Origin of the sequence: Geomicrobium sp. JCM 19055, from assembly GCF_000698185.1 — a bacterium.
Classification (GTDB): Bacteria; Bacillota; Bacilli; order Bacillales; family Marinococcaceae; genus Geomicrobium_A; species Geomicrobium_A sediminis.
Genome location: NZ_BAXL01000011.1, coordinates 59,988 through 80,282 on the forward strand (window position 1 = coordinate 59,988; position 20,295 = coordinate 80,282).

General features: G+C 40.9%; 23 protein-coding genes and 5 pseudogenes. 20 read left to right on the forward strand and 8 right to left on the reverse strand.

Annotated elements, in window-relative coordinates; all coding sequences use genetic code 11:
* The first annotated feature begins 248 nt into the window (after positions 1 to 248).
* Both JCM19055_RS27335 and JCM19055_RS10895 read left to right on the forward strand, forming a co-directional pair.
* Entirely contained in the window at positions 249 to 407 is a 159-nt protein-coding gene (locus tag JCM19055_RS27335) for a hypothetical protein (RefSeq protein ID WP_169966017.1), read from the forward strand.
* A 405-nt stretch (positions 408 to 812) separates the two neighbouring features.
* The gene (locus tag JCM19055_RS10895) at positions 813 to 1,526 is read left to right on the forward strand and encodes a CAP domain-containing protein (protein WP_052366222.1); all 714 of its coding nucleotides are present in this window, start codon (positions 813 to 815) and stop codon (positions 1,524 to 1,526) included.
* 42 nt (positions 1,527 to 1,568) lie between these two features.
* On the opposite strand, the pseudogene JCM19055_RS10900 reads toward JCM19055_RS10895, so the two are convergent.
* Positions 1,569 to 2,229 (reverse strand): annotated as a pseudogene (locus JCM19055_RS10900) (hemolysin III family protein).
* 100 nt (positions 2,230 to 2,329) lie between these two features.
* Here JCM19055_RS10900 and JCM19055_RS10905 point away from each other — a divergent pair.
* Entirely contained in the window at positions 2,330 to 2,908 is a 579-nt protein-coding gene (locus tag JCM19055_RS10905; RefSeq protein ID WP_042359747.1) for a nucleotidyltransferase family protein, read from the forward strand.
* A 34-nt stretch (positions 2,909 to 2,942) separates the two neighbouring features.
* Here JCM19055_RS10905 and JCM19055_RS10910 read toward each other — a convergent pair whose 3' ends face one another.
* On the reverse strand, positions 2,943 to 3,524 hold the full coding sequence (locus JCM19055_RS10910; protein WP_042359748.1) for a cell wall hydrolase: 582 nt from the start codon (positions 3,522 to 3,524) through the stop codon (positions 2,943 to 2,945).
* A gap of 342 nt (positions 3,525 to 3,866) precedes the next feature.
* Positions 3,867 to 4,586 carry a GerMN domain-containing protein gene (locus JCM19055_RS23660; protein ID WP_052366223.1) on the reverse strand — a complete coding sequence of 240 codons (720 nt, stop codon included), beginning with the start codon at positions 4,584 to 4,586 and terminating at the stop codon, positions 3,867 to 3,869.
* 478 nt (positions 4,587 to 5,064) lie between these two features.
* Here JCM19055_RS23660 and JCM19055_RS10920 point away from each other — a divergent pair.
* From JCM19055_RS10920 to JCM19055_RS10930, 3 genes and pseudogenes are all read left to right on the forward strand, one after another.
* Positions 5,065 to 5,527: pseudogene (locus JCM19055_RS10920) on the forward strand (sigma-70 family RNA polymerase sigma factor).
* On the forward strand, positions 5,517 to 6,440 hold the full coding sequence (locus JCM19055_RS10925; RefSeq protein ID WP_042359749.1) for a hypothetical protein: 924 nt from the start codon (positions 5,517 to 5,519) through the stop codon (positions 6,438 to 6,440). Before JCM19055_RS10920 ends, JCM19055_RS10925 begins: the two are co-directional and overlap by 11 nt.
* Positions 6,395 to 6,754 (forward strand): hypothetical protein, encoded by a 360-nt coding sequence (locus JCM19055_RS10930; RefSeq protein ID WP_152549842.1) that lies wholly within the window; start codon positions 6,395 to 6,397, stop codon positions 6,752 to 6,754. The genes JCM19055_RS10925 and JCM19055_RS10930 overlap by 46 nt, the downstream gene beginning before the upstream one ends.
* Before the next feature lie 27 nt (positions 6,755 to 6,781).
* Here the strand turns inward: JCM19055_RS10930 and JCM19055_RS23665 are convergent, their stop codons facing one another.
* Genes JCM19055_RS23665 through JCM19055_RS29355 form a run of 4 tightly spaced genes read right to left on the reverse strand, consistent with a single transcriptional unit; the run spans position 6,782 to position 8,459 of the window.
* Positions 6,782 to 7,099 carry a hypothetical protein gene (locus tag JCM19055_RS23665; protein WP_052366224.1) on the reverse strand — a complete coding sequence of 106 codons (318 nt, stop codon included), beginning with the start codon at positions 7,097 to 7,099 and terminating at the stop codon, positions 6,782 to 6,784.
* On the reverse strand, positions 7,096 to 7,668 hold the full coding sequence (locus tag JCM19055_RS23670; RefSeq protein ID WP_052366225.1) for a diacylglycerol kinase family protein: 573 nt from the start codon (positions 7,666 to 7,668) through the stop codon (positions 7,096 to 7,098). Before JCM19055_RS23670 ends, JCM19055_RS23665 begins: the two co-directional genes overlap by 4 nt.
* Positions 7,669 to 7,680: 12 nt before the next feature.
* Positions 7,681 to 8,268, reverse strand: coding sequence for a rhomboid family intramembrane serine protease (locus JCM19055_RS10940; protein WP_052366226.1), 588 nt, complete (start codon positions 8,266 to 8,268; stop codon positions 7,681 to 7,683).
* Positions 8,269 to 8,312: 44 nt separating this feature from the next.
* A complete protein-coding gene (locus JCM19055_RS29355; RefSeq protein ID WP_265182033.1) occupies positions 8,313 to 8,459 on the reverse strand; it encodes a hypothetical protein in 147 nt (48 codons plus the stop codon).
* 86 nt (positions 8,460 to 8,545) lie between these two features.
* On the opposite strand from JCM19055_RS29355, the gene acpS reads away from it, so the two are divergent.
* The 13 genes and pseudogenes from acpS to JCM19055_RS11005 all read left to right on the forward strand — a co-directional run bounded on the left by acpS (position 8,546) and on the right by JCM19055_RS11005 (position 19,454).
* Positions 8,546 to 8,929, forward strand: a complete 384-nt coding sequence (acpS, locus tag JCM19055_RS10945) for a holo-ACP synthase (RefSeq protein ID WP_042359751.1) — start codon at positions 8,546 to 8,548, stop codon at positions 8,927 to 8,929.
* Between the two features lie 339 nt (positions 8,930 to 9,268).
* Positions 9,269 to 10,297 carry an outer membrane lipoprotein carrier protein LolA gene (locus tag JCM19055_RS10950; protein ID WP_042359752.1) on the forward strand — a complete coding sequence of 343 codons (1,029 nt, stop codon included), beginning with the start codon at positions 9,269 to 9,271 and terminating at the stop codon, positions 10,295 to 10,297.
* Positions 10,298 to 10,417: 120 nt separating this feature from the next.
* The gene (alr, locus tag JCM19055_RS10955; protein ID WP_042359753.1) at positions 10,418 to 11,560 is read left to right on the forward strand and encodes an alanine racemase; all 1,143 of its coding nucleotides are present in this window, start codon (positions 10,418 to 10,420) and stop codon (positions 11,558 to 11,560) included.
* 141 nt (positions 11,561 to 11,701) lie between these two features.
* Entirely contained in the window at positions 11,702 to 11,983 is a 282-nt protein-coding gene (locus JCM19055_RS10960) for a CopG family ribbon-helix-helix protein (protein ID WP_042359754.1), read from the forward strand.
* A 231-nt stretch (positions 11,984 to 12,214) separates the two neighbouring features.
* Complete coding sequence (locus JCM19055_RS10965) at positions 12,215 to 13,033, forward strand: RsbT co-antagonist protein RsbRA (protein WP_265182034.1); 819 nt, start codon at positions 12,215 to 12,217, stop codon at positions 13,031 to 13,033.
* A 30-nt stretch (positions 13,034 to 13,063) separates the two neighbouring features.
* Positions 13,064 to 13,419 (forward strand): annotated as a pseudogene (locus JCM19055_RS10970) (STAS domain-containing protein).
* 5 nt (positions 13,420 to 13,424) lie between these two features.
* Positions 13,425 to 13,838, forward strand: a complete 414-nt coding sequence (locus JCM19055_RS10975; protein WP_042359755.1) for an anti-sigma regulatory factor — start codon at positions 13,425 to 13,427, stop codon at positions 13,836 to 13,838.
* 18 nt (positions 13,839 to 13,856) lie between these two features.
* Positions 13,857 to 14,878, forward strand: a pseudogene (locus JCM19055_RS10980) (PP2C family protein-serine/threonine phosphatase).
* A gap of 103 nt (positions 14,879 to 14,981) precedes the next feature.
* Positions 14,982 to 15,317, forward strand: coding sequence for an STAS domain-containing protein (locus JCM19055_RS10985; protein ID WP_042359756.1), 336 nt, complete (start codon positions 14,982 to 14,984; stop codon positions 15,315 to 15,317).
* Complete coding sequence (gene rsbW / locus JCM19055_RS10990; protein ID WP_042359757.1) at positions 15,314 to 15,790, forward strand: anti-sigma B factor RsbW; 477 nt, start codon at positions 15,314 to 15,316, stop codon at positions 15,788 to 15,790. Before JCM19055_RS10985 ends, rsbW begins: the two co-directional genes overlap by 4 nt.
* Complete coding sequence (sigB, locus tag JCM19055_RS10995; protein ID WP_042359758.1) at positions 15,762 to 16,547, forward strand: RNA polymerase sigma factor SigB; 786 nt, start codon at positions 15,762 to 15,764, stop codon at positions 16,545 to 16,547. Before rsbW ends, sigB begins: the two co-directional genes overlap by 29 nt.
* Positions 16,548 to 17,156: a SpoIIE family protein phosphatase gene (locus tag JCM19055_RS11000; protein WP_042359759.1), complete on the forward strand. Its 609-nt coding sequence runs from the start codon at positions 16,548 to 16,550 to the stop codon at positions 17,154 to 17,156.
* A gap of 90 nt (positions 17,157 to 17,246) precedes the next feature.
* A pseudogene (locus JCM19055_RS11005) lies at positions 17,247 to 19,454 on the forward strand (Tex family protein).
* A gap of 23 nt (positions 19,455 to 19,477) precedes the next feature.
* On the opposite strand, the gene cmpA reads toward JCM19055_RS11005, so the two are convergent.
* A complete protein-coding gene (gene cmpA, locus JCM19055_RS26405) occupies positions 19,478 to 19,606 on the reverse strand; it encodes a cortex morphogenetic protein CmpA (protein ID WP_152549492.1) in 129 nt (42 codons plus the stop codon).
* A 108-nt stretch (positions 19,607 to 19,714) separates the two neighbouring features.
* On the opposite strand from cmpA, the gene JCM19055_RS11010 reads away from it, so the two are divergent.
* Positions 19,715 to 20,164, forward strand: a complete 450-nt coding sequence (locus tag JCM19055_RS11010; protein ID WP_042359810.1) for a SprT family protein — start codon at positions 19,715 to 19,717, stop codon at positions 20,162 to 20,164.
* Positions 20,165 to 20,295 lie beyond the last annotated feature (131 nt).

Consider the following 20,295-nt stretch of genomic DNA (forward strand, 5'->3'; position numbering starts at 1 on the left):
TCCCCCCCTAATCAGAACAAAATATCATTATGAACGGTTCCCTATATCTATTGCGTTTAAACATATTTTGAGGAAGTTACTGGCTTTGTGGTAAAAATGTCTAGGAATTACGTTCGAATTTATAGAAAACTATAACCATTGTGGGAAAGTTTCAAAAGCACTGACAAAGCGCATATTTGTTTGTTAGAGTGGGTATTAATCAAGTAAGCAACAACAAAACGCAACTATTTTAAGGAGGAGAATATACAATGAACAAGAAACTTTTGTACGGAATGCTCTCTGGAGTTTTTGCGGTAGGTATGCTTGCAGCATGTGGTGGAGACATGGAAGGTGAAGATCCACTAGGTGAAGACCCAGCAGGTGAAGATCCAGCGGGTGAAGTTGAAGACACTGAAGATGACCTTTAAGAAAAAGTGGTGCGATGCACCGCTTTTTTTTGCGTAATACGAGAAAAATTCATGGATATTGATGATAGAAAACAGCTGGAATCACGAACCATGATCGTTTGTACAGGGATTTTTATCCAATCCCTGTAATTGGATTGTTACACAATTTAATGGAATATAGTTGGTAATATTATGTCACTGACACGAATGAAATCTCTATGAAATGTTCCTACGTATATTTCCTTTTCATACCTGATATTGCCAGCGGAAAACCTGAAATAGACCCTTTTCAACTCCGTATACACTCGGCATAATGAGTGTCGGAGGTGGAAGAAATGAAAAAAATACTTATTCGCTTTATCCGCATTTCTACTTGTACCTACGGGTGCACTTGCTCAAACTGAGGAGCAGCCTAAAACGCAAAGTTTGGATCATCATAAAAATGTCATCGTGTACAAGGCTGGTCTTTGGAATGGTGAATGGAAGACGTACTCAAACTCTCATTCTATGAAAGATTTAGAAGAGCTTGCAGCGTATTTAAGAGATCAATACAACATCTATTGCCCACCGCTTCAAGATGAATTAGAAGAAGATAAAGAGCAAGAAGAAGCACCAGAAGTGGACGAGCCAACTGAAGGTAACGAAGAAGAAGCACCAGAAGTAGACGAGCCAACTGAAGGTAACGAAGAGGAAGCACCAGAAGTAGAAGAGCCAGAAGAGAATGAAGGATCTGATCAAGATCAATCCGTCGATCAACATGCATTTGTTCAAGAGGTTATTGACCTTACGAACGATGAGCGTACGTCTCGTGGACTTTCACCACTTGAAGCAGATACGCAATTAAACGAAGTAGCAACAGTGAAATCAGAAGACATGAGAGACAACAATTACTTCTCTCACGATAGCCCAACTTACGGGTCACCATTTGACATGATGAACCATTATGGTGTTGAGTACCGCGGAGCAGGTGAGAACATTGCTGCAGGTCAACGCTCGCCAGAAGAAGTCGTCAATGGTTGGATGAATTCTCAAGGCCACCGTGAAAACATCTTAAATGCTGACTACACTCACATTGGTGTTGGATATGCTGAAGGTGGAAGTTACGGTTCTTACTGGACACAGATGTTTAACACGAAATAAATAATGAAACCCGAAGCCAAACGGCTTCGGGTTTTTTTGTACTTATAGTGGTAATACGTATCGGAAGACGGCGAAAAAGTGAGCCATCGAACCTGCAATGACGAATACATGCCATACTGCGTGGTGATAAGGAAAGCTTCGCCATACGTAAAATATGGTTCCGACTGTATAAAAAATCCCGCCTGCAAGTAAAAGCATCATGCCTGAATTCGGTAATACTGCGGCTAGTGCTGCCACACAATAACAATGATCCAACCCATACCAATATAGAATATGGTCGATAAAAATACGAACCGTTTCACAAAAAAAGCTTTAAATGCAATGCCGATGAGGGCAATACCCCAAACAATGCCGAACAATGTCCAGCTTAGTGCTCCTTCTAGGACCAGAAAGAGAAACGGTGTATACGTACCAGCGATGAACAAGTATATGGAAGAGTGGTCAAAGATCTCAAATAAATTTTTTTGTTCCCTTGTGGAAAACTGTGTAGTAAAGTTGAATTTACATAAAGCAACGTCATTGTTGCTCCAAAAATGGCAGCACTTACGATGTGGAGAGCTGTACCGTTGATGGAAGCGTACACGACGAGTAAAACTAAACCTGCAATGCTAAGCAATGAGCCAACGCCGTGTGTAATGGCATTTGCAAGCTCTTCTCGTCTTGAAAAAAAATATGCGTTTGTGACGCCAAATTCCCACCCCATTTATTCTTTTCCTTCATTATAACGAAATTATAGCCTATTGAATACCGTATGCGAAATCAAACCGTTTGGAATACAGCATCTTTAATTTGGAGGTCTTTATATGGATGAACAAAAATTAAAAGTATTGATCGAACGTGATGAGTGGATGATGGACATCCTTCAAACTGTCCAGCAATTGGAATTGCACGATTGGTGGGTGTGTGCCGGGTTTGTTCGTTCGAAGATTTGGGATACTGTACATGCATATACTGAGCGTTCGTCTATAGCTGACATTGATGTGATACATTTTGATAACCGTGAAGGTGGAGTGAGTGAGCAGGTGGATCGTGAACTTGAAGATCGACTTCGCTTACTGCGACCTAATCTGCCATGGTCTGTCAAAAACCAAGTAAGAATGCATGACCGAAACGGTGTGAGGCCATACCTTTCATCGACAGATGCAATGTCAAAGTTCCCTGAAACTGCTACTGCTCTTGGGGTGTCTCTAGACAAGGAAGGAAAACTAATCATCTCAGCACCACACGGACTCTCTGATGCTTTTCAGCTATATGTGAAACCTACCCCTGCTTTCCTTAAGAATCAAATGCTAATGCCGATTTATGAAGCACGTCTTGCTAAGAAAAAATGGCATAAAACATGGCCACGTCTTACATATTGGGAAACAAGTGAATACAAATAAAGCCATTTGTCTTTTGACAAATGGCTTTTCTTCGTTATTTAGCAAATACGTGTTGGCCGATACGTTTTGTTTCGTCACGAGTAGCATTCCAATGGTTCGTCGCAGTGTCAGGGTTGTAGAAGAAAATCGAACCTTCACCTTGTCCTTCAAATGCGAGTGCTTCACGTGCAGCAAGCTTAGATTCATCCGCTGCTGGTTCTTCAATTGTTCCATCAAGAACAGGGCTGAATGCATAGTAGCCATTCACAACTTCATAAATTACATCTGTAATCGTATCTGGATAACGGTCGTCCGCAACACGGTTGAGAACAACTGTACCAACAGCTACTTTACCTGCATAAGGTTCACCTTGTGCTTCAGAGTGAATTAAGCGAGCGAGTAGATCTAATTCTTCGTCAGATATTGAATCTGGTAATTGTAAACGTTCACCGATTGCAAGATTCGTATCAGGCTTTCCGTTTAACTCTTGGATTTCTTGCATCGAGACTCCGTAATCAACACCGATACTCCATAATGAATCACCATCTGTTACGGTATGAACGGAACTTGCTTGAGTTGTATTAGTAAACATAAAGAAAAATGCGAGTGGCATAAGGAAATATTTTAAACGTCTCATAAACTCGTAAAACCTCCTGTGTGATTTGTACGAGTGTTACCATAACAAGTCACTGTGATTGTTGCATTAGGAAAAAGAATCCAAAGGCCTATTGTGATATAACCAATGCTGTCATAATAGTAATTGCACTGCTTTGTTACATTTGCATTACATCTATGTTATCTAAGATATATTTCCTAATAATTAGGCGAAGTGTCTAAAAGAGTCAATTTAGGAAAACTTCCTCTGACTTTGTTAGAGGAGGAGTGAGTCATGGGAATCGGGTAAATAATATTACAAAAATAAAGCGCATGGCAGTACTCCAACGGAGTACTGCCATGCGCTTTTGTTTAGGAAAGCTTTTTAATCTTCGATAGAGTCATATGAGTCAAGGTCTGTGTCCGGTGTGTAAGGTTCGGAAGAATCTACATGGCCGAATACAGTGTCTGCACTTTCACCGTCAATTAAAACGAGCACAGAATCAAAGCCCGCTTGTTGAGCGGTGTGCGCGATTTGATTCATAATGCCAACTTCTAATCCAGAACCGACATTAAGAAAAGCGAATTCTTCTGAAAAAGAAACATGAGCAACACCATCATGGTCTTCTACAGATTGTACAGAAACATCTTCGTCTTCAGTAACCGAGACGAGTGCTTCATGGTCAGGTCCAGCTAGCCATTGTTCTAAAGCGCTCATGAGTAGTCCTTCTTGACCTTCACCGCTGATTGTATGTGTCTCTGTGTACATTTCTAATACTTGATCGTCGTAGAATACAAGTTCAAAGTCTTCTTCCATCATTTCTGCTTCATCAGTATCAGCAGCCGTTTCGTCATCGGATTCAGAACTTTCTTCATCTTCTTCATCAGCTTCTTCTACAGAATCATCCGTGTCATCTTCTTCATCGTCATCTTCATCTATGTCTTCGTCGTCAGCTTCTTCGTCATCTGTGTCTTCATCTTCAGGTTGTTCAGTCGTTGTGTCTTCTCCACCAGTGTCAGCTGGTGCAGGATCATCCTCAGCACAAGCACTTAACATTCCTACAGTTAGTAATGCTGCTGCAGAAAATTGAATCGGTCGTTTCATTCCACAATTCCTCCTTATTATGTAGCTCTCCACATATTCTAGTTTTAAATGTCATTCTTTGTCAAAGATAACCTGTACTTGTCATTTTATATATGAAATAAAAATCACTTCTTTTTCACTTTTTTTACGAACGAGTAAAAAAAGAAACATGCTATAATAATGGACGAACGTAATTAAAGTAGGTGAATTTATGAATCAACGTAGATCGAACCTAAAATGGTTAGCAGGCATTTTAATGTTTGTTGCTTTATATGCTGTTGCTATTGGGTCTTCGTCCTCGCCTTTTCATAATACAAAAATGAGCACGTTGCCGAGTAAGTGAGGTAGCGTGCTTTCTGTCATAATAAAAAAATTACGGAATAAATATGTAACTCGATAAGCTAAATAACGACTACAAAGGGGAACGGTAATCGTGTATGAAACGTTCGACCGCCTTTATGAACAATATCATCAATCGTTGTTCCAGTTCATTTTCTACATGGTTCGAGATCGCCATGTTGCAGAAGAACTTGTACAAGATGTTTATATAAAAGTATTTCATTCATATGATCGCTTTGATGGAAGAAGTAATGAAAAGACGTGGCTGTTTTCAATCGCAAAACATGTCACCATTGATTATATTAGAAAAGAAAATCGTCAAAAAAAGGAAATGGTTTGGCATGGTCGTCTCTGATGAAAAAATTGACATACAAGATCATCAACCTTTGCCTGAGCAAAGGACAATTGCAAAAGAAGAGCTAGAGGTTACTTACCGGGCTTTAGGGAAGTGTTCTGTAGATCAGCAACAAGTTTTGATTTTGCGATTCATTGAATCTTTTACAGTCAAAGAAACGGCAGAGGCATTAGGCTGGTCAGAAAGTAAAGTGAAGACGACACAACACCGTGCCATCTTGAAATTAAAGAAAACGTTGCGAGAGGAGGAAGAGAAGCATGAGTCATAATGGATATGAAGACGAAGAAGTAATCAAGAAGTTAGAAAAGCTTCGCGGTGTAGAAGATGATCGGAATAAGAACGAGATTTATAAAAGTGTAAAAGCTGAAACGATGACACGTTCAAATCGTCCGAAGCGTGATCGTTTTAGTCGACCGGTCATTGTTGGTATGTCTTCAGCTGCAGTATTAATACTTGCTATCATTGTGATTTCTCAAGTTCCTCTCCTTCAAGATGGTAGTGAGTTATCATCACAAGGGGGAAATCAAAATGAAGATCAACAACTTGCAATTACGAATGATGAAGAAGAAGAGTTTGATGCCACTGACAGCGAAGAAGACCAAGCGCAACATTATATAGAAGACTCGGAACAACCAGAAGAAATTGTCCCGCTTGAACCTGAACAAAACGATGAACCGTATGAAAGTCAAGAAGAGACGCCCGAAACAACAGAAGATGACATTGAGTTAAATGGGGAATGGGATCATTACGATTATCCGTTAGCAGCAAGCTCAGAGAGTCCTGGGATGTACACATTGCCATTTTTGGCACCAGATGAGCAGACGGTTGTAAATGTCACATTCACGATTGACGAGCAAAGTATTCTAGATGAAATTGATACATTGCTTAACGGGGTGGACCCAGAGCAATTTGGTTTAAGGGATTCACCAATTCAACGCTTAATTCAAGAAGGCAGTATGGATCGAGTACGTGAAGCTTTACAAGAAGTTAGCCGATTTGAAACGTTTGCTTCATTAGATTTACCGAGTGAAGTTGAAGAAGTGTTAAGTGCAGCCACTGAAGAGCGAGACGAAGCAAATGGTACTATTTATTACCTGTTGAAGATCAATATGTATACCTTGTTACAGGGAAGAGCTTGGATGTTGAGCGAGAAGAGGACCTCAGTTTCGAAGAGACGTTAAAGCGCATGGAGTTGGAAGAACAAGGCGACCGATACTTTTCGGTCATTCCTGAAGAGCTTGATTTGGAATCGGTAACCGAAATTGATGAAGAACGAATTGCACTTGCATATGACGGTCTTGAGGATGTTAATGAACATGAACTCATCATGTTTGTTGAAGGTGTATTGTTAACTGCAGCAGATTATGGCTATCGTGAGATAGAGTTTGAGGGAATTGAAAATCAAGATGTTCGAGACGTTGGTCCATACACGTTAACGAATACGTTGCATCCTCCGGTTGCACCAAATTACCTCGGTCCAATTGAGTTTCACTAAAAAAACACTGAGCAATTTGCTCAGTGTTTACTGTGATTCACTTGGAATACAAAACGTAACTTTGTCACCGAGCGTAATTGTAACAGGCGTTTTTCCGCCATCTTCACCGTCGATGTCGACGTTACCTTCTGGTTCAACATGCAATGTTAAGTGTTTGAGCTGATGGTGAATGAGATTGTTCTCATTTTCGTCGAGTTGGTCATTAAGTTTGGCTTCCTTCCAGGCTGATACTAAGGAAAGTCCACCTTCTTTAACGATGTAGACGTTTAAATAACCGTCATCTAACTCGTGTTGTGCAGGTAATCCGATGGAACCAATGTAATTTCCGTTAGAGACGAGGATCATAACGCTTCTCCAGTTAGATGCAGATCATCACTCGTTAACGTGTACGTATAATAAGTCGGATTCGTAACGGTTTGAAGTGCACTCCAAAAATAACTTAATCTGCCGATTGTTGCTTTTAATTCCTCGTTAATGTTTTCAGATGTGTCTGCAATTAAACCGACAGCAAAGAAATTCAAAAAGTAACGGTCATTCATTTTCGGGACGTCCACCGTTTTGGTCGTTCCGGTACATACTTGATCAATGGCCTCCTCGAGGTTCATTGATATGCCTAACGTGCGGGCAAAGTCGTTACACGTCCCACCTGGCAAAACAGCAAGGTTCGGTCGGTTTTGTAATGAAGGAATGCCGTTTATGCACTCATGAACCGTTCCGTCACCACCAAATATAAACAACGTATCTACGTCTTTGCCTGTTTCTTTTGCAATTCGTTCACCATCACCAGGCTTAGAAGTAGGACAAAGTTTTAATTGGAAGTCATGCGATTCAATTTGTGCTTTGATTTGTTCAATACTTAAGTGATCATTCGCTTGACCTGCGTGCTCATTATAAATGATTGCCGCTCGTTTCATGCGCAACCTCTCCTAAACTAAGTTTGAAAGTAAGCCAATCACGACGAGAATGATAAAAACGATCCCGACAACATTCATGATGGTAGACCCTTTAATGGGCATTCGTCGTTTCTTCTTCCAGCGATTCGGGTCAAACCCAATGTCATTTCCTTCTTTTCGCTCAGGGCGAACGAGTGGGATTGTAAAGAAGTTCCTTGCCTTTAGTAGAAAAGGGGCGGCAAGTGCCATTCCTGCTACGAGTCCAATAATGTGGGCAAGTATATTAATTCTCGGATTAAGAAATGTTAAAATCACGCCAATGACAACCATAACTGTAACGATCTGCCTACTGCTTGCGTCAATCAGTTCTTTTCTAAAGATCATCATATAAACGTACATACCGAGTAACCCATAGATTGCGCCAGAAGCACCAACGTGACTATAGTATAACGGCTGAAGGATAAAGGTTACGATGTTTGCGATGACTGCAGTACCGAGATAAAAACTTATAAATCGCGTGCGTCCAATCATTTTCTCAAGCGGTGGACCGAACAAAAAGAGAGCAAAAGAGTTAAACAACATGTGCATTAAGTCAGCGTGTAGAAAAATCGGTGTGATCAATCGCCACCATTGTCCTTCTGCAATCGCTAGATTTAACCCGACACCTAAATGTTGAATCCAAATCCTGGCGGGAAAATCCCAATTTGACCAAGGAAAACGAGAAAAAATAAAACGATGTGAATGGCAATTAACGTTGTCACGATCGGATAATTGCGTCTAAACGTATAGAAACTTTCATTGCGGACAAACATACAGCCACCTCATTGTACAAGAATCGTATTTAATCTTATCATATTGTGATTCATTCATTCGAATGAATCGATTAGGAGGATTGACGATGATTATTGGAAATGGAATTGACATCGTTGAACTAGAGAGGATTTCCATGCTACTTGAACGTCAACCTCGTTTTATTATGCGTATTCTTACTGCAAACGAACAACGGAGTTATGCTCAATTATCAAAAAGGCGTAAGGTCGAATATGTAGGGGGACGCTTTGCAGCGAAAGAAGCATTTGCAAAAGCATATGGGACAGGAATAGGTTCAGAAATTAGCTTTCAGGACATTGAAATAAATAATAACGAAAATGGCAAGCCAATGCTCACCTGTACCAAGCTTAAAGAGGCGCGAGAAGTGCATGTGAGTGTGTCGCACAGTAAGCATTATGCGATCGCAAACGTCATTATTGAAACGGATGTTTTTTTAGACAGGCTGGAATAACCGCATAGGTTGTCTCATATGATGTAATGCGGTTAGGAGGGGCCTGAAATGTTGGTAAGAACATGTGAATACGAGTGGTGGAGTGGAAAGCTAGAAACTCAATTCAAGAGATTGCGAGGTGGTGTCGTGATGAAACGATGGTTGAACAACACGTAACTTAGACACGCACTAAACATCTAGATTTTTCTTCATCACGATGACTAACGGACGGAACAAAGGCAATCCATCTCTAAACATCCAATGAATAACACTCGTCACTTTCTATGACCACATTTCTTTTTTTACAATGTGATAGGTTCCTCCTTTGTCGTTACATCGAAGACAAAGGAGAGAGGTTTGATGAAAAAGAAGTTCGGATTTTGTACGGTCGCTTTTTTATCGATTGCCTTACTTGCAGCATGCGGAGAAAAATCAGAAGAAGAAGTAGTTGAAGACCTCGGTGAAACACTTCAGACGATGAATGGATATCAAACGTCAGCTTCGCTTACGATGCAGACGGGTCAAGAACCAAGGGAGTACGATGTTCAAATTGCTCACGTTCAAAATGAAGAGAACCGTTATTACAGGGTGGAACTTCAAAATGAGAATGAAGAGCAAAATCAAATGATTTTAAGAAATGACGATGGTGTTTTTCTGTTGACGCCAGCGTTAAACAAAAGCTTTCGTTTTCAAAGCGATTGGCCGAGCAACAACAGTCAAATGTATTTGTATGAATCACTTGTGACCGATATTTTAAGTGATTCAGAGCGTTCCTTTGCGATTGAAGAGGACAAATATGTGTTTGAGACGGTAACGAACTACCAAAATCAGAATTTGCAACAACAAGAAATCGTTTTAAACGATGATCTAACTCCTCATGCAGTGCGGGTATTTGATCAGAATTATGAACCGCTCGTTGAAGTTGCTTTCCATGATTTTGAGTTGAATCCTGCAATTGATAGCAGTGAGTTTGATATGGATCGTCACTTACCTGAAGAAGCAGAAGCTCCAGTATCAACAGATGAGGTAACAGAGGAAGATGTGTTTGGTGTGTTCATGCCGTCGTATGAGCCTGCAAACACTGAGCTCTCAGAAACGTCTGAAGTTCAAACAGACGATGGAATTCGTGTCATCATGTCCTATGAAGGTGAACAGCCATTTACAATTATTCAGCAACCGCTATCGATGTCCACTTCATCAGACGTAACACCAACTAGAGATATGGGTACAGGAGATCCAGTTGACTTAGGTGAAGTGATCGGTATTCAGACTGATAATTCACTTACATGGTCAGTGGATGGTGTGGAGTTTGTGATTGCATCAGACACGCTTCACGTTGATGAAATGGCAGCTGTTGCCAGATCAATGACAGCCACTCACGAAAAATAATGGTGAGTCCACGTACGTGGACTCTTTTTTTTAACGTATTTACTACATATACGATTGACAGTCATAAGAATGCGTAGACATAATGAAGATAGACTAACGAACGCTAGGGGTAGACAGACGATGGAACAATTGTATCGAGAAACTTGGATCGAAGTGGACAAAGAAGCAATTAAACAAAACGTAGCGTCTCTAGATCGATTGCATCATGGTGAACGTCAGATCATGGCGGTTGTAAAAGCAAACGGGTATGGTCACGGAGCCATTGAAGTTGCAAAAGCTGCACTCGATGGCGGAGCAACGGTTTTAGGGACTGCACTTCTTGAAGAAGCGATTGAATTGCGTGAGGACGGAATAGTAGCGCCAATTGTTGTACTAGGACGTACTGATGCAAGTGGGGCAGGCGTAGCTGCAAAGCTAGACATTGCACTCGCAACATTTCAGCGAGAATGGTTAGTTTCGGCTAAGGAACATATTGAACCAGGTCACTCGCTCAAATTACACGTGAAGTATGACACGGGCATGGGAAGAATCGGTGTAAGATCGATTGAAGAAGTTCAAGAAGTTTTAACAGCGATTGATGAAGAATCCTGCTTAGAATTAGAAGGTCTTTTCACGCATTTTGCAACCGCAGATGAACTAGATCTTACCTATTATAAAGAGCAACAACATCGGTTTGACGAGCTAGTCAATGTACTAAGAAGCGAGAATAGGCACATCCCACTCATTCATTGTGCAAATAGTGCCGCAAGTATGAGGTTTAAAGATGCTTGTTATAACATGGTTCGTTTTGGCATATCGATGTATGGATTGTTACCCGCAACGGATCTAGAAGCGGAGTTACCTTTTTCGTTAGCTCCAGCGCTTTCTTTATATAGTCATTTATCACATGTAAAACATGTAAACTCAGGAAGTAAAATCAGCTATGGCGGAACGTACACAACCACACAAGATGAGTGGATTGGAACGGTGCCGATCGGATATGGCGATGGCTGGATTCGTAGTAATGCGAATGGTGGAGAAGTCATTATAGATGGGTTGCGTTTGCCAATTATAGGCCGCATTTGTATGGATCAAATGATGGTGCGCCTTCCCAAGGAAATGCCCGTCGGGCAACGGGTTACATTAATTGGTGAGGATAATAAAGAACGCATTACGATCGAAGAGATCGCTGATCGTTTAGGTACGATTACGTACGAAGTTCCATGTCTCATTACAAACCGTGTCCCGAGGCGATATGTTCAAAAAAACCTTGTCGTAATTTGAAGGAATTATGCGATGGGCGACGAATGGGTAAGAGAGGTATAAAGAGGTTTACTGTACTGTAATGCTTTTGCAATGAAAGACAGTCAATGCTATTATTGATAAAGGACATTACAGGGATTATAGTGTTGGAGGTGTCTTACCTTGTCTAATGATCGTTCTAGACAAATTACGATTAGCCTTCCCCAATATTTATTGCAAGAGGTGGACAATATGATTAAGTATGATGGTGTTGAACGCAACGAATTTATCCATCAAGCCGCAACTAAATATTTGTACGAACACAAAGCTGAAGGTGTTCGTGAACACATGCAACAAGGATATCTTGAAATGGCTACCATTAACTTATCAATTGCTTCCGAATCGTTTGGCTTAGAGGAAGAGTGTGAAATGAAGATGGGGAGAAGGTTAGTCAGCGGTATTTAAATAAAGAGAATTATGGCGTTATTATTCTAGATCTTATCCCATTTCAATAACGTTTCTTAATCGTTGCCAACGTATTTTCGTGTGGCAGCTTTTTCTTATTGGAAAAAGACAAACCAATCAGCAGTTGTGAGTTGATTTCATGGGCACAAAATGGAATAATGAAAATAGCGTACCCTGTGCGTAATTCTGTCAGGTGACAAGATTTTGTTAATGACGGTGGTGTGACTGATTATGCGTTCAATCGTATTACAACATATGATCGATAACAAGGATCACTATATTGAGCTGTGGAGAGTTTCGTTTGATGAGTTATTATTTTCCCGCTCTGAATCCACGATTAAACCTCAATATATTCAAGACGAAATGAAAGAAGAGTTTGTTTCAGTAATTTTCGATACGCTTACTATGGACAGGCATTCTAGGCGAGCGGCTGTAAAGCGTTTTGCAGAACGACTCATTCACGATGGCTGGGTCGTAAGTGAATTTATTATGAGCTTACAAAAGCTACGTCGCATTGTCATGAATGACATGTCCAATCATTACGATAAGGAAAAGTTTGTTGATCTATCAAGAGAACTTGAAGATTGGCTAGATGAACAAATTACCGATTTAACAACCGAATTTGCGAAGAATCACGAAGAAGTGAAAGCCATACAGAACGTTGCTTTAAAGGAGTTATCAGCTCCACTTATACCGGTTTTTGATAAAATCGTCGTAATGCCGTTAATTGGAACGATTGATACGAAACGTGCCTCGCAAATTATGGAGAATTTATTAGAAGGAATTATCGAACATCGTGCTCAAGTCGTGCTCATTGATATTACAGGTGTGCCTCTTGTAGATACGATGGTTGCACATCATATTATTCGTGCATCAGAAGCTGTAAGGTTAGTCGGTGCAGAGTGTCTACTCGTCGGAATTCGACCAGAGATTGCACAGACCATTGTTAATCTAGGGATTGATCTTGGCAACTTCACGACAAAGAGCACGCTTAAAAAAAGGTGTAGAAACAGCGTTGCAAATGACACAGCGCGAAATTATTACAAATGAAGAGCCTGCTACGGGTGGAGGGTTGGATTAATGCGTATTCCTATACTCAAACTAGGTCGTTACTTGTTAATCTCGGTACAAGTAGAATTAGATGACCAAACTGCGCTACAGTTTCAAGAAGATTTATTAAATAAGATCCATCAAGAAGGCTCACTAGGGTAGTCATTGATTTAACATCAGTCGATATGATTGATTCATTTATCGCGAAAGTGATCGGTGATGTTGTTGAGATGTCTAGTTTGATGGGAGCGAAAGTCGTTTTGACAGGTATTCAGCCTGCAGTAGCCATTACTTTGATTGATATGGGGGTTTCTCTTCAGGAAGTGCAAACAGCACTTGACCTGGAGCAAGGTCTTGAGCGATTGCAACAGGAATTGGGGGGTTGACGTATATGAGTAACCATTCCTGTATTGAAATAGCCAATGAATGGGGGATTGTTTCTGCACGCCAGGCAGGTCGTGAGCTTTCCAAAGAAATTGGTTTTGGGAGTGTGGATCAAGCAAGAATTACGACAGCCATCTCAGAGCTTGCAAGAAACATTTACTTGTACACTGAAATCGGTAAGATTGATTTAGAAGAGATTAGTGATAATCATAAAAACGGGAAAGTCCGTGGAATAAAAGTCGTTGCTAGTGATAAAGGTCCGGGAATTGAGAACCTTCGTGATGTTATGATAGATGGCTTTACGACTTCCGGAGGTTTAGGTGCAGGTTTGCCAGGTGTAAAGCGTCTAATGGATGAATTCGACATCGAGTCAATACCTGGGGAAGGAACTACGATTACGACGATTAAGTGGCTCCGTTAGAAGGAAGGATGTTCGGAGATGGACACTTACGAAACGCTACAACAGAGCTATAAAGAGATTTTGTTTAGTTTCTTGCAGAAGAAAAACGAACAAAGCTTATACGATGCTCAACAGTTCAGTAAAAAAAAGTGTTAGAGGAAAAAGTTTCTCCTGAAGAAATCGTTAGTATACATCTCGAGGTGATTCAGGAGCTCTATCCGGATATCCCCCTGAGACACAAGAATCATTTGAGTTTCTACTTGAAGTGATGATCGGTTATGGAATGGCTTATCGAGAGCATCAAATTCTTCGTAATCGTCAAAAGGAATTGGAATCTGAGATTGATGTTGCTGCGAACATGCAACATACCCTTTTACCAAGTGAGATTCCAGATGTCAAAGAACTCGATATTGGTGTAATTACAGTGCCAGCATCAAAGATGAGTGGAGATTATTATCACGTCATTAAGGATGCGAATGGGTTTATCGGTGTAGCCATTGCAGACATTATTGGAAAAGGAATTCCTGCTGCACTTTGTATGTCAATGATTAAGTATGCGATGGACAGTATGCCGAATTCGATCTTACAGCCAGGTGAACTTCTCGAATCGTTAAACCGCACCATTGAACAGAACATTGCTTCACACATGTTCGTAACGATGATGTATGGTAGTTATGATCCGAAGTCCCACATCTTTTATTACGGCGGAGCAGGTCATGAACCAGGTTTTTATTACAGCGAACAACAAGATCGCTTTGAAGAGCTATATGCAAAAGGATTAGCACTTGGATCTCAAAGGATGCGAAGTATCGTGAGTTTAGTCGTGAAATGTACGAAGGTGATTTTGTCGTTCTCCTTTCAGATGGCGTAACCGAATGCCGCACAGAAGAACGATTTATCGAACGTGAAGAAATTACGGCTCTCATTAGAAAATATAAGCATTTAAGTGCCCAAAAATCGTCGATCACGTCTATCGTGACTTAGAACGTTGGCAAGAATTCCAACTTCGTGACGATTTTACTTTAATTATAGTAAGAAGAAAGTTTAAAAAGAATACGTGATGGGTATATAATAACTGCGGCCTTAGGCCGTTTTTATTTATCATAAGATGATTAAGCATTCATTATATATTTCGTACGATTGATCGGGGAGGGGAATAACGTCATGAAACTTGACTTAAGAACAGAGGATTTGAAGGAAGCTAATGGTAAGAAATTATATGTTGCAGGAGAAATTGACGCTTATACAGCACCGCAACTTAAAGAGGCATTATCACAATTAACATCAAGAGATCAAGGCATTACAGTCGTTGATCTTGAAGGTGTAGACTATATTGATAGTACGGGACTCGGGATTTTTGTAGGTGCACTTAAAGATACGCATAGTCATGAGGGACAATTCAAGATCGTTTCCTTAAACAGTCGCGTGAAACGGCTCTTCTCAATTACAGGACTAGATGAGGTTATGGACATCGATGAAAAAGAGGAGGCCAATCAATGAGCTCGAAGAATGACAGCATAGAAATGAGCGTACCTGCGAAAGCAGAATATATTGGGATCCTCCGCTTAACTGCATCAGGGATTGCGAACCGGGTAGGCTATTCTTACGATGTAATTGAAGATATTAAAGTATCGATGGCAGAAGCGTGTACGAATGTCGTTGATCATGCTTACAAGGACGGAAGCGGCGATATTAAAGTGAAGTTCGATCTGTGTAATGATTATCTTCAAATCCAAGTTTCAGATGAAGGAACGGAGAAGAAGACGCTCGCAAAATCAAATGGTCCAGTTGATGCGAACAAACCAATCGAGGAGTTACAGGAAGGAGGCCTTGGGCTCTTCCTTATAGAGGCATTAATGGACGAAGTTGAAATCACACAAGATAATGGTGTAACTATTACAATGAAGAAGTTCGTACAAAGGGATGAGGTGGCTCAAGGTGCCGATGGAGTCGAAACGACAGCCAACAACTAAGGCTGACGAGCCTATTTATGACTTGATTGATCAATATCAAGCAGGCGCAGACGAAGAAGTTCAAACGAAGCTCGTCTTGCACTATGAGTCGCTTGTCCAGTCTCTAGCTCGTAAGTTTTCGCGAGGACAAGGTCATGATGATGATTTATACCAAGTAGGTATGATCGGACTGTTAGCAGCATTACGGCGTTACGATGCTTCTTTTAATCGTTCGTTTGAATCATTTGCTGTACCAACAATTGTCGGAGAGATTAAGCGTTTTATCCGAGATAAAACGTGGAGTGTGCACGTACCAAGAAGAATTAAAGAGCTTGGACCGCGAATTAAGAAGGCGGTTGAAGAGCTTACAACGGAATTGCAACGTTCGCCGCTCGTGAACGAAATTGCTGCTCGGTTAGAAGTGACGGAAGAAGAAGTGTTAGAGACGATGGAGATGGGTAAGAGCTACCAAGCCTTATCTGTCGATCGATCAATCGAAGCTGATTCAGAAGGAAGTGCTGTTACACTTCTAGATTTGGTCGGTAGCCACGATGAAGGATTTGAACAAACAGACCAACAGTTATTGCTCGAGAAAGCATTTGCTGTACTCACTGACCGCGAGAAGGAAATTCTTAAATGCACGTATTTTGATAACTTAAGCCAGAAAGAAACTGGCGATTTGCTTAACATCTCTCAAATGCACGTTTCAAGACTTCAACGAAGAGCTTTGCAAAAGCTACGCGAATCCATTCGTGTTGAGCCATCGGAGTGTTATTGAATGGGAAAAATAATCGAGGAACAATATGAGAATGCAGTAACTGCAGCATTTCAAGCCGGAAAAGGCGGCAATCCAGTTTGTGGTGATATGTTCATTACTGTTGAAACCGATCGTTACTTTCTCACTGCGCTTGCAGATGGACTAGGGAGTGGCAAAAGTGCTAGACGTTCATCGGAACTTGCGATGAACGTCATTGAGAAGCACTTTGATGCTCCAATGGAAGAATTATTCGCGAACGTTAATCAAGCGCTCGCACATGAGCGCGGAGTCGTACTAACTGTCATTCGAATTGACTATGAGCGAAATCAGATTACGTGTGGGAATATCGGCAATGTTGAATGTTTATTGATGATCGATCAAAAGGACGTCATGAGAATTATCCCAACGACAGGTTTTCTCTCAGGTAGATCTTTTAAGGCTCGTGTTCATCATTTCAGCTTTAAACAAAACGTCGGCTTCCTTTTACATTCTGATGGCGTTTCAAAGCAAATGCATCGCTATGAACTTCAAGCTTCTCGCCTTTCACCGACAGCCGTGGTTGAACGGTTGAAAGAAGAGATGGCTATTGATAAAGATGATGTGACCATAGTGTCAGGTTATGTACATTGAAACGCAGCGAGTGACGTTGCGTTTTTTTTTTTGCTTTCAAAAATATGGTAAAGTACAAAGTATAGCGACTCAGCCAGAGGAGCAATGGACATGTTCAACTACGAGCAAGAAGAGATTGTATCCAGAATTGCAATAAGCACAGGGGTAAATGAAAAGTATACGAATGCGATTATTCAGCTTAGTGAGGAAGGCAATACAATTCCATTTATTGCTCGCTATCGTAAAGAGCAAACAGGAAATGCCGATGAAACCAACATAAAAGCAATCTTAGATCTTTTCCAATACGAGAACCAATTGGAAGATCGAAAGCAAGAAGTCTATCGCTTAATTGACGAACAAGATAAATTAACGCCTGAATTATCGAAGAACATACATGAGGCGAGAAAGTTACAAACGTTAGAAGATCTTTATCGTCCATATAAGCAAAAGAAACGCACACGTGCGACGATTGCGAAAGAGAAGGGGCTAGAATCGCTTGCTAAGCGAATTTACGAGCATCCTAAGGAGATGAATGTAAAAGAAGAAGCAAACGGCTACTTAAGTGAAGAGCATGAACTAAACGACGTAGACACTGTGATTGCCGGTGCTTTAGATATCATCTCCGAGTGGATCTCAGATGAAGCAACGATTCGTCAGAAAATCCGTACGTTCACGTATACGAATGGTACGTTAAAAACGTCAATGAAGAAAAATGCAGAAGACGAAGAAAGTGTCTTTGAAATGTATTATGAATTCGAGGAAAGAATTAAAAACATCCCATCGTACCGTGTACTTGCAGTTAATCGTGGGGAGAAAGAAAATGTCTTGAAAGTGACGATTGATGTACAACGGGAGCGAATTGAAGAATTAATGGAAAAGCACATCATCAAACGCTTCGGCTCTCCTGCTGTTGATTATCTAAAAGAAGCAATTGCTGACAGTTATAAACGTCTACTAGCACCTTCAATTGAACGTGAAATTCGAAATGAGCTTACAGATGCTGCTGAAGATAAAGCGATCCAAGTTTTCTCAGGTAACTTAAAACAGCTCTTGCTGCAACCACCATTTCTTAATAAAGTCGTTCTCGGTGTAGACCCTGCCTACCGAACAGGGTGTAAACTTGCCGTTGTTGATGGTACTGGTAAAGTCTTGGACACTAGCGTCATTTATCCGACACCACCAAGAAATGACACCGCTAATGCCGCGAAGAAAGTGACACAGTGGGTACAAAAGTACAAGGTCGATATGATTGCCATCGGAAACGGGACGGCTTCTAGAGAGACAGAAGCGTTCATCGCAGATGTGATTGCAGACCAGCAATTGGAGCTTCACTATTTAATTGTGAACGAAGCAGGAGCAAGTGTGTACTCGGCTTCTGATCAAGCGCGATCAGAATTCCCGCAATTAGAAGTTGAAGAGCGAAGCGCAATCTCCATTGCAAGGCGACTACAGGACCCGTTATCTGAACTCGTTAAAATCGATCCGAAATCAATTGGGGTCGGTCAATATCAGCATGACGTACAAGCAGGGAAGCTATCTGGGAGCCTTGATTTTGTCGTAGAGTCTGCGGTAAACCTCGTTGGGGTCAATGTAAATACTGCTTCTTCAAGCTTGTTACAATACGTTGCAGGTCTTAATCAGAAGGTTGCTCAATTGATTGTGACGTATCGTGAGGAGAACGGACAGTATCGTACGCGTAAGGATTTAAAGAATGTACCTCGACTAGGTGCGAAAACGTATGAGCAAGCCGCAGGATTCCTACGTATTATTGAAGGTGAAGACCCACTTGATCAAACACCAATTCACCCAGAGAGTTACACGGTGACACGTAAGTTACTAAAAGACATGAACATTAACGTTCAAACATTGGGTAAAGCCGACACGAAAGAAAAGCTACAATCACTAAATCGTACCGAAATCGCGGAAAACTTAGACGTCGGTTCAATGACGTTAAATGACATTCTTGATGCCCTAATTCGACCGAATCGGGACCTCGAGAAGATATGCCTAAGCCAATCTTGAAATCAGGGGTAATGGCTATGGAAGACTTAGAAGAGGGAATGGAACTCGAAGGAACCGTTCGGAACGTCGTTGATTTTGGGGCCTTCATTGATATCGGGGTAAAGCAAGATGGCTTGGTTCATATTTCCAAACTTGCCGACCGCTTCGTGAAAAATCCACAAGACGTTGTGGCAGTTGGTGATATTGTTACCGTCTGGGTTGAACAAGTCGACCAGAAAAAAAGGCAGAATCGCACTTACGATGTTAGCACCTAAAAAAAGCCGTCCAATCCTAAGAAAGAAGCCAAAGTTACGATAACTTTGGCTTCTTTCCCTTCATTGTTATGATTGAAAGAACGTATCTTGGTTTTTTCTGAGGTATGAATACCAGCATTGATTAAGCATGACAATTTCATGGTGGTTTTTTTCGAAATAAGCTTTTTCAAGCTGTTTTCTAAGCCAATAAGGCATGATTCTTTTCCCCTCCTTGTGGTAAAATCAGATTCACAGAAGGCGTTTCACTAGTATATGTTCTTTAGCTTGTATACGTTGACGGTTAATTCGAGAGGTGATGTGGTTATGACAAATGAAGAACTTCAACAGTGGACGGAACAGTTATCAAAGGATCGTTTCCAGAAACCATTTCGCCACACGATCACATTCAATCGTCGCTTAAGAACGACTGGAGGGCGTTATTTGTTACATTCGCACAACATCGAAATGAACCCGAAGCAACTGGAGCACTTTGGAATTGAAGAATTTGAGAAGATCATTCTTCATGAGCTCTGTCATTATCACCTACATATAGAAGGAAAAGGCTATCAACATAAAGACGCAAGTTTCAAACAGTTGTTGAATCAAGTTGGAGGAAGCAGGTATTGTAACCTTGTCCCTGGAACGTACAAACCATTGGTATATAAGTATTTTTATCAATGTGTGAAGTGCAATCAAACGTATCGACGCAAACGGCAAATGGATATAAATCGGTATGTTTGTGGACGGTGTAAAGGGAAATTAAAAAAAAGTTAATGAAAACCGTTGACGGTATTTGATAGCCTGTGCTATATTATAAAAGTCGCCAAGAGAGAAACACAAAACGACAGCAACACTTCAAAAATTACATAAAAAAGTTGTTGACATAACAACAACGACCATGATAA

Excerpts from the sequence above, each read along its gene's own strand:
- JCM19055_RS27335 (WP_169966017.1), top strand. The coding sequence starts at position 249 with ATGAACAAGAAACTTTTGTACGGAATGCTCTCTGGAGTTTTTGCGGTA.
- JCM19055_RS10905 (WP_042359747.1), top strand. The coding sequence starts at position 2,330 with ATGGATGAACAAAAATTAAAAGTATTGATCGAACGTGATGAGTGGATG.
- JCM19055_RS10910 (WP_042359748.1), bottom strand. The coding sequence starts at position 3,524 with ATGAGACGTTTAAAATATTTCCTTATGCCACTCGCATTTTTCTTTATG.
- JCM19055_RS23660 (WP_052366223.1), bottom strand. The coding sequence starts at position 4,586 with ATGAAACGACCGATTCAATTTTCTGCAGCAGCATTACTAACTGTAGGA.
- JCM19055_RS10925 (WP_042359749.1), top strand. The coding sequence starts at position 5,517 with ATGAGTCATAATGGATATGAAGACGAAGAAGTAATCAAGAAGTTAGAA.
- JCM19055_RS23665 (WP_052366224.1), bottom strand. The coding sequence starts at position 7,099 with ATGATCCTCGTCTCTAACGGAAATTACATTGGTTCCATCGGATTACCT.
- JCM19055_RS23670 (WP_052366225.1), bottom strand. The coding sequence starts at position 7,668 with ATGAAACGAGCGGCAATCATTTATAATGAGCACGCAGGTCAAGCGAAT.
- JCM19055_RS29355 (WP_265182033.1), bottom strand. The coding sequence starts at position 8,459 with ATGTTTGTCCGCAATGAAAGTTTCTATACGTTTAGACGCAATTATCCG.
- acpS (WP_042359751.1), top strand. The coding sequence starts at position 8,546 with ATGATTATTGGAAATGGAATTGACATCGTTGAACTAGAGAGGATTTCC.
- JCM19055_RS10950 (WP_042359752.1), top strand. The coding sequence starts at position 9,269 with ATGAAAAAGAAGTTCGGATTTTGTACGGTCGCTTTTTTATCGATTGCC.
- alr (WP_042359753.1), top strand. The coding sequence starts at position 10,418 with ATGGAACAATTGTATCGAGAAACTTGGATCGAAGTGGACAAAGAAGCA.
- JCM19055_RS10965 (WP_265182034.1), top strand. The coding sequence starts at position 12,215 with ATGCGTTCAATCGTATTACAACATATGATCGATAACAAGGATCACTAT.
- JCM19055_RS10975 (WP_042359755.1), top strand. The coding sequence starts at position 13,425 with ATGAGTAACCATTCCTGTATTGAAATAGCCAATGAATGGGGGATTGTT.
- JCM19055_RS10985 (WP_042359756.1), top strand. The coding sequence starts at position 14,982 with ATGAAACTTGACTTAAGAACAGAGGATTTGAAGGAAGCTAATGGTAAG.
- rsbW (WP_042359757.1), top strand. The coding sequence starts at position 15,314 with ATGAGCTCGAAGAATGACAGCATAGAAATGAGCGTACCTGCGAAAGCA.
- sigB (WP_042359758.1), top strand. The coding sequence starts at position 15,762 with ATGGAGTCGAAACGACAGCCAACAACTAAGGCTGACGAGCCTATTTAT.
- JCM19055_RS11000 (WP_042359759.1), top strand. The coding sequence starts at position 16,548 with ATGGGAAAAATAATCGAGGAACAATATGAGAATGCAGTAACTGCAGCA.
- cmpA (WP_152549492.1), bottom strand. The coding sequence starts at position 19,606 with ATGCCTTATTGGCTTAGAAAACAGCTTGAAAAAGCTTATTTCGAAAAA.
- JCM19055_RS11010 (WP_042359810.1), top strand. The coding sequence starts at position 19,715 with ATGACAAATGAAGAACTTCAACAGTGGACGGAACAGTTATCAAAGGAT.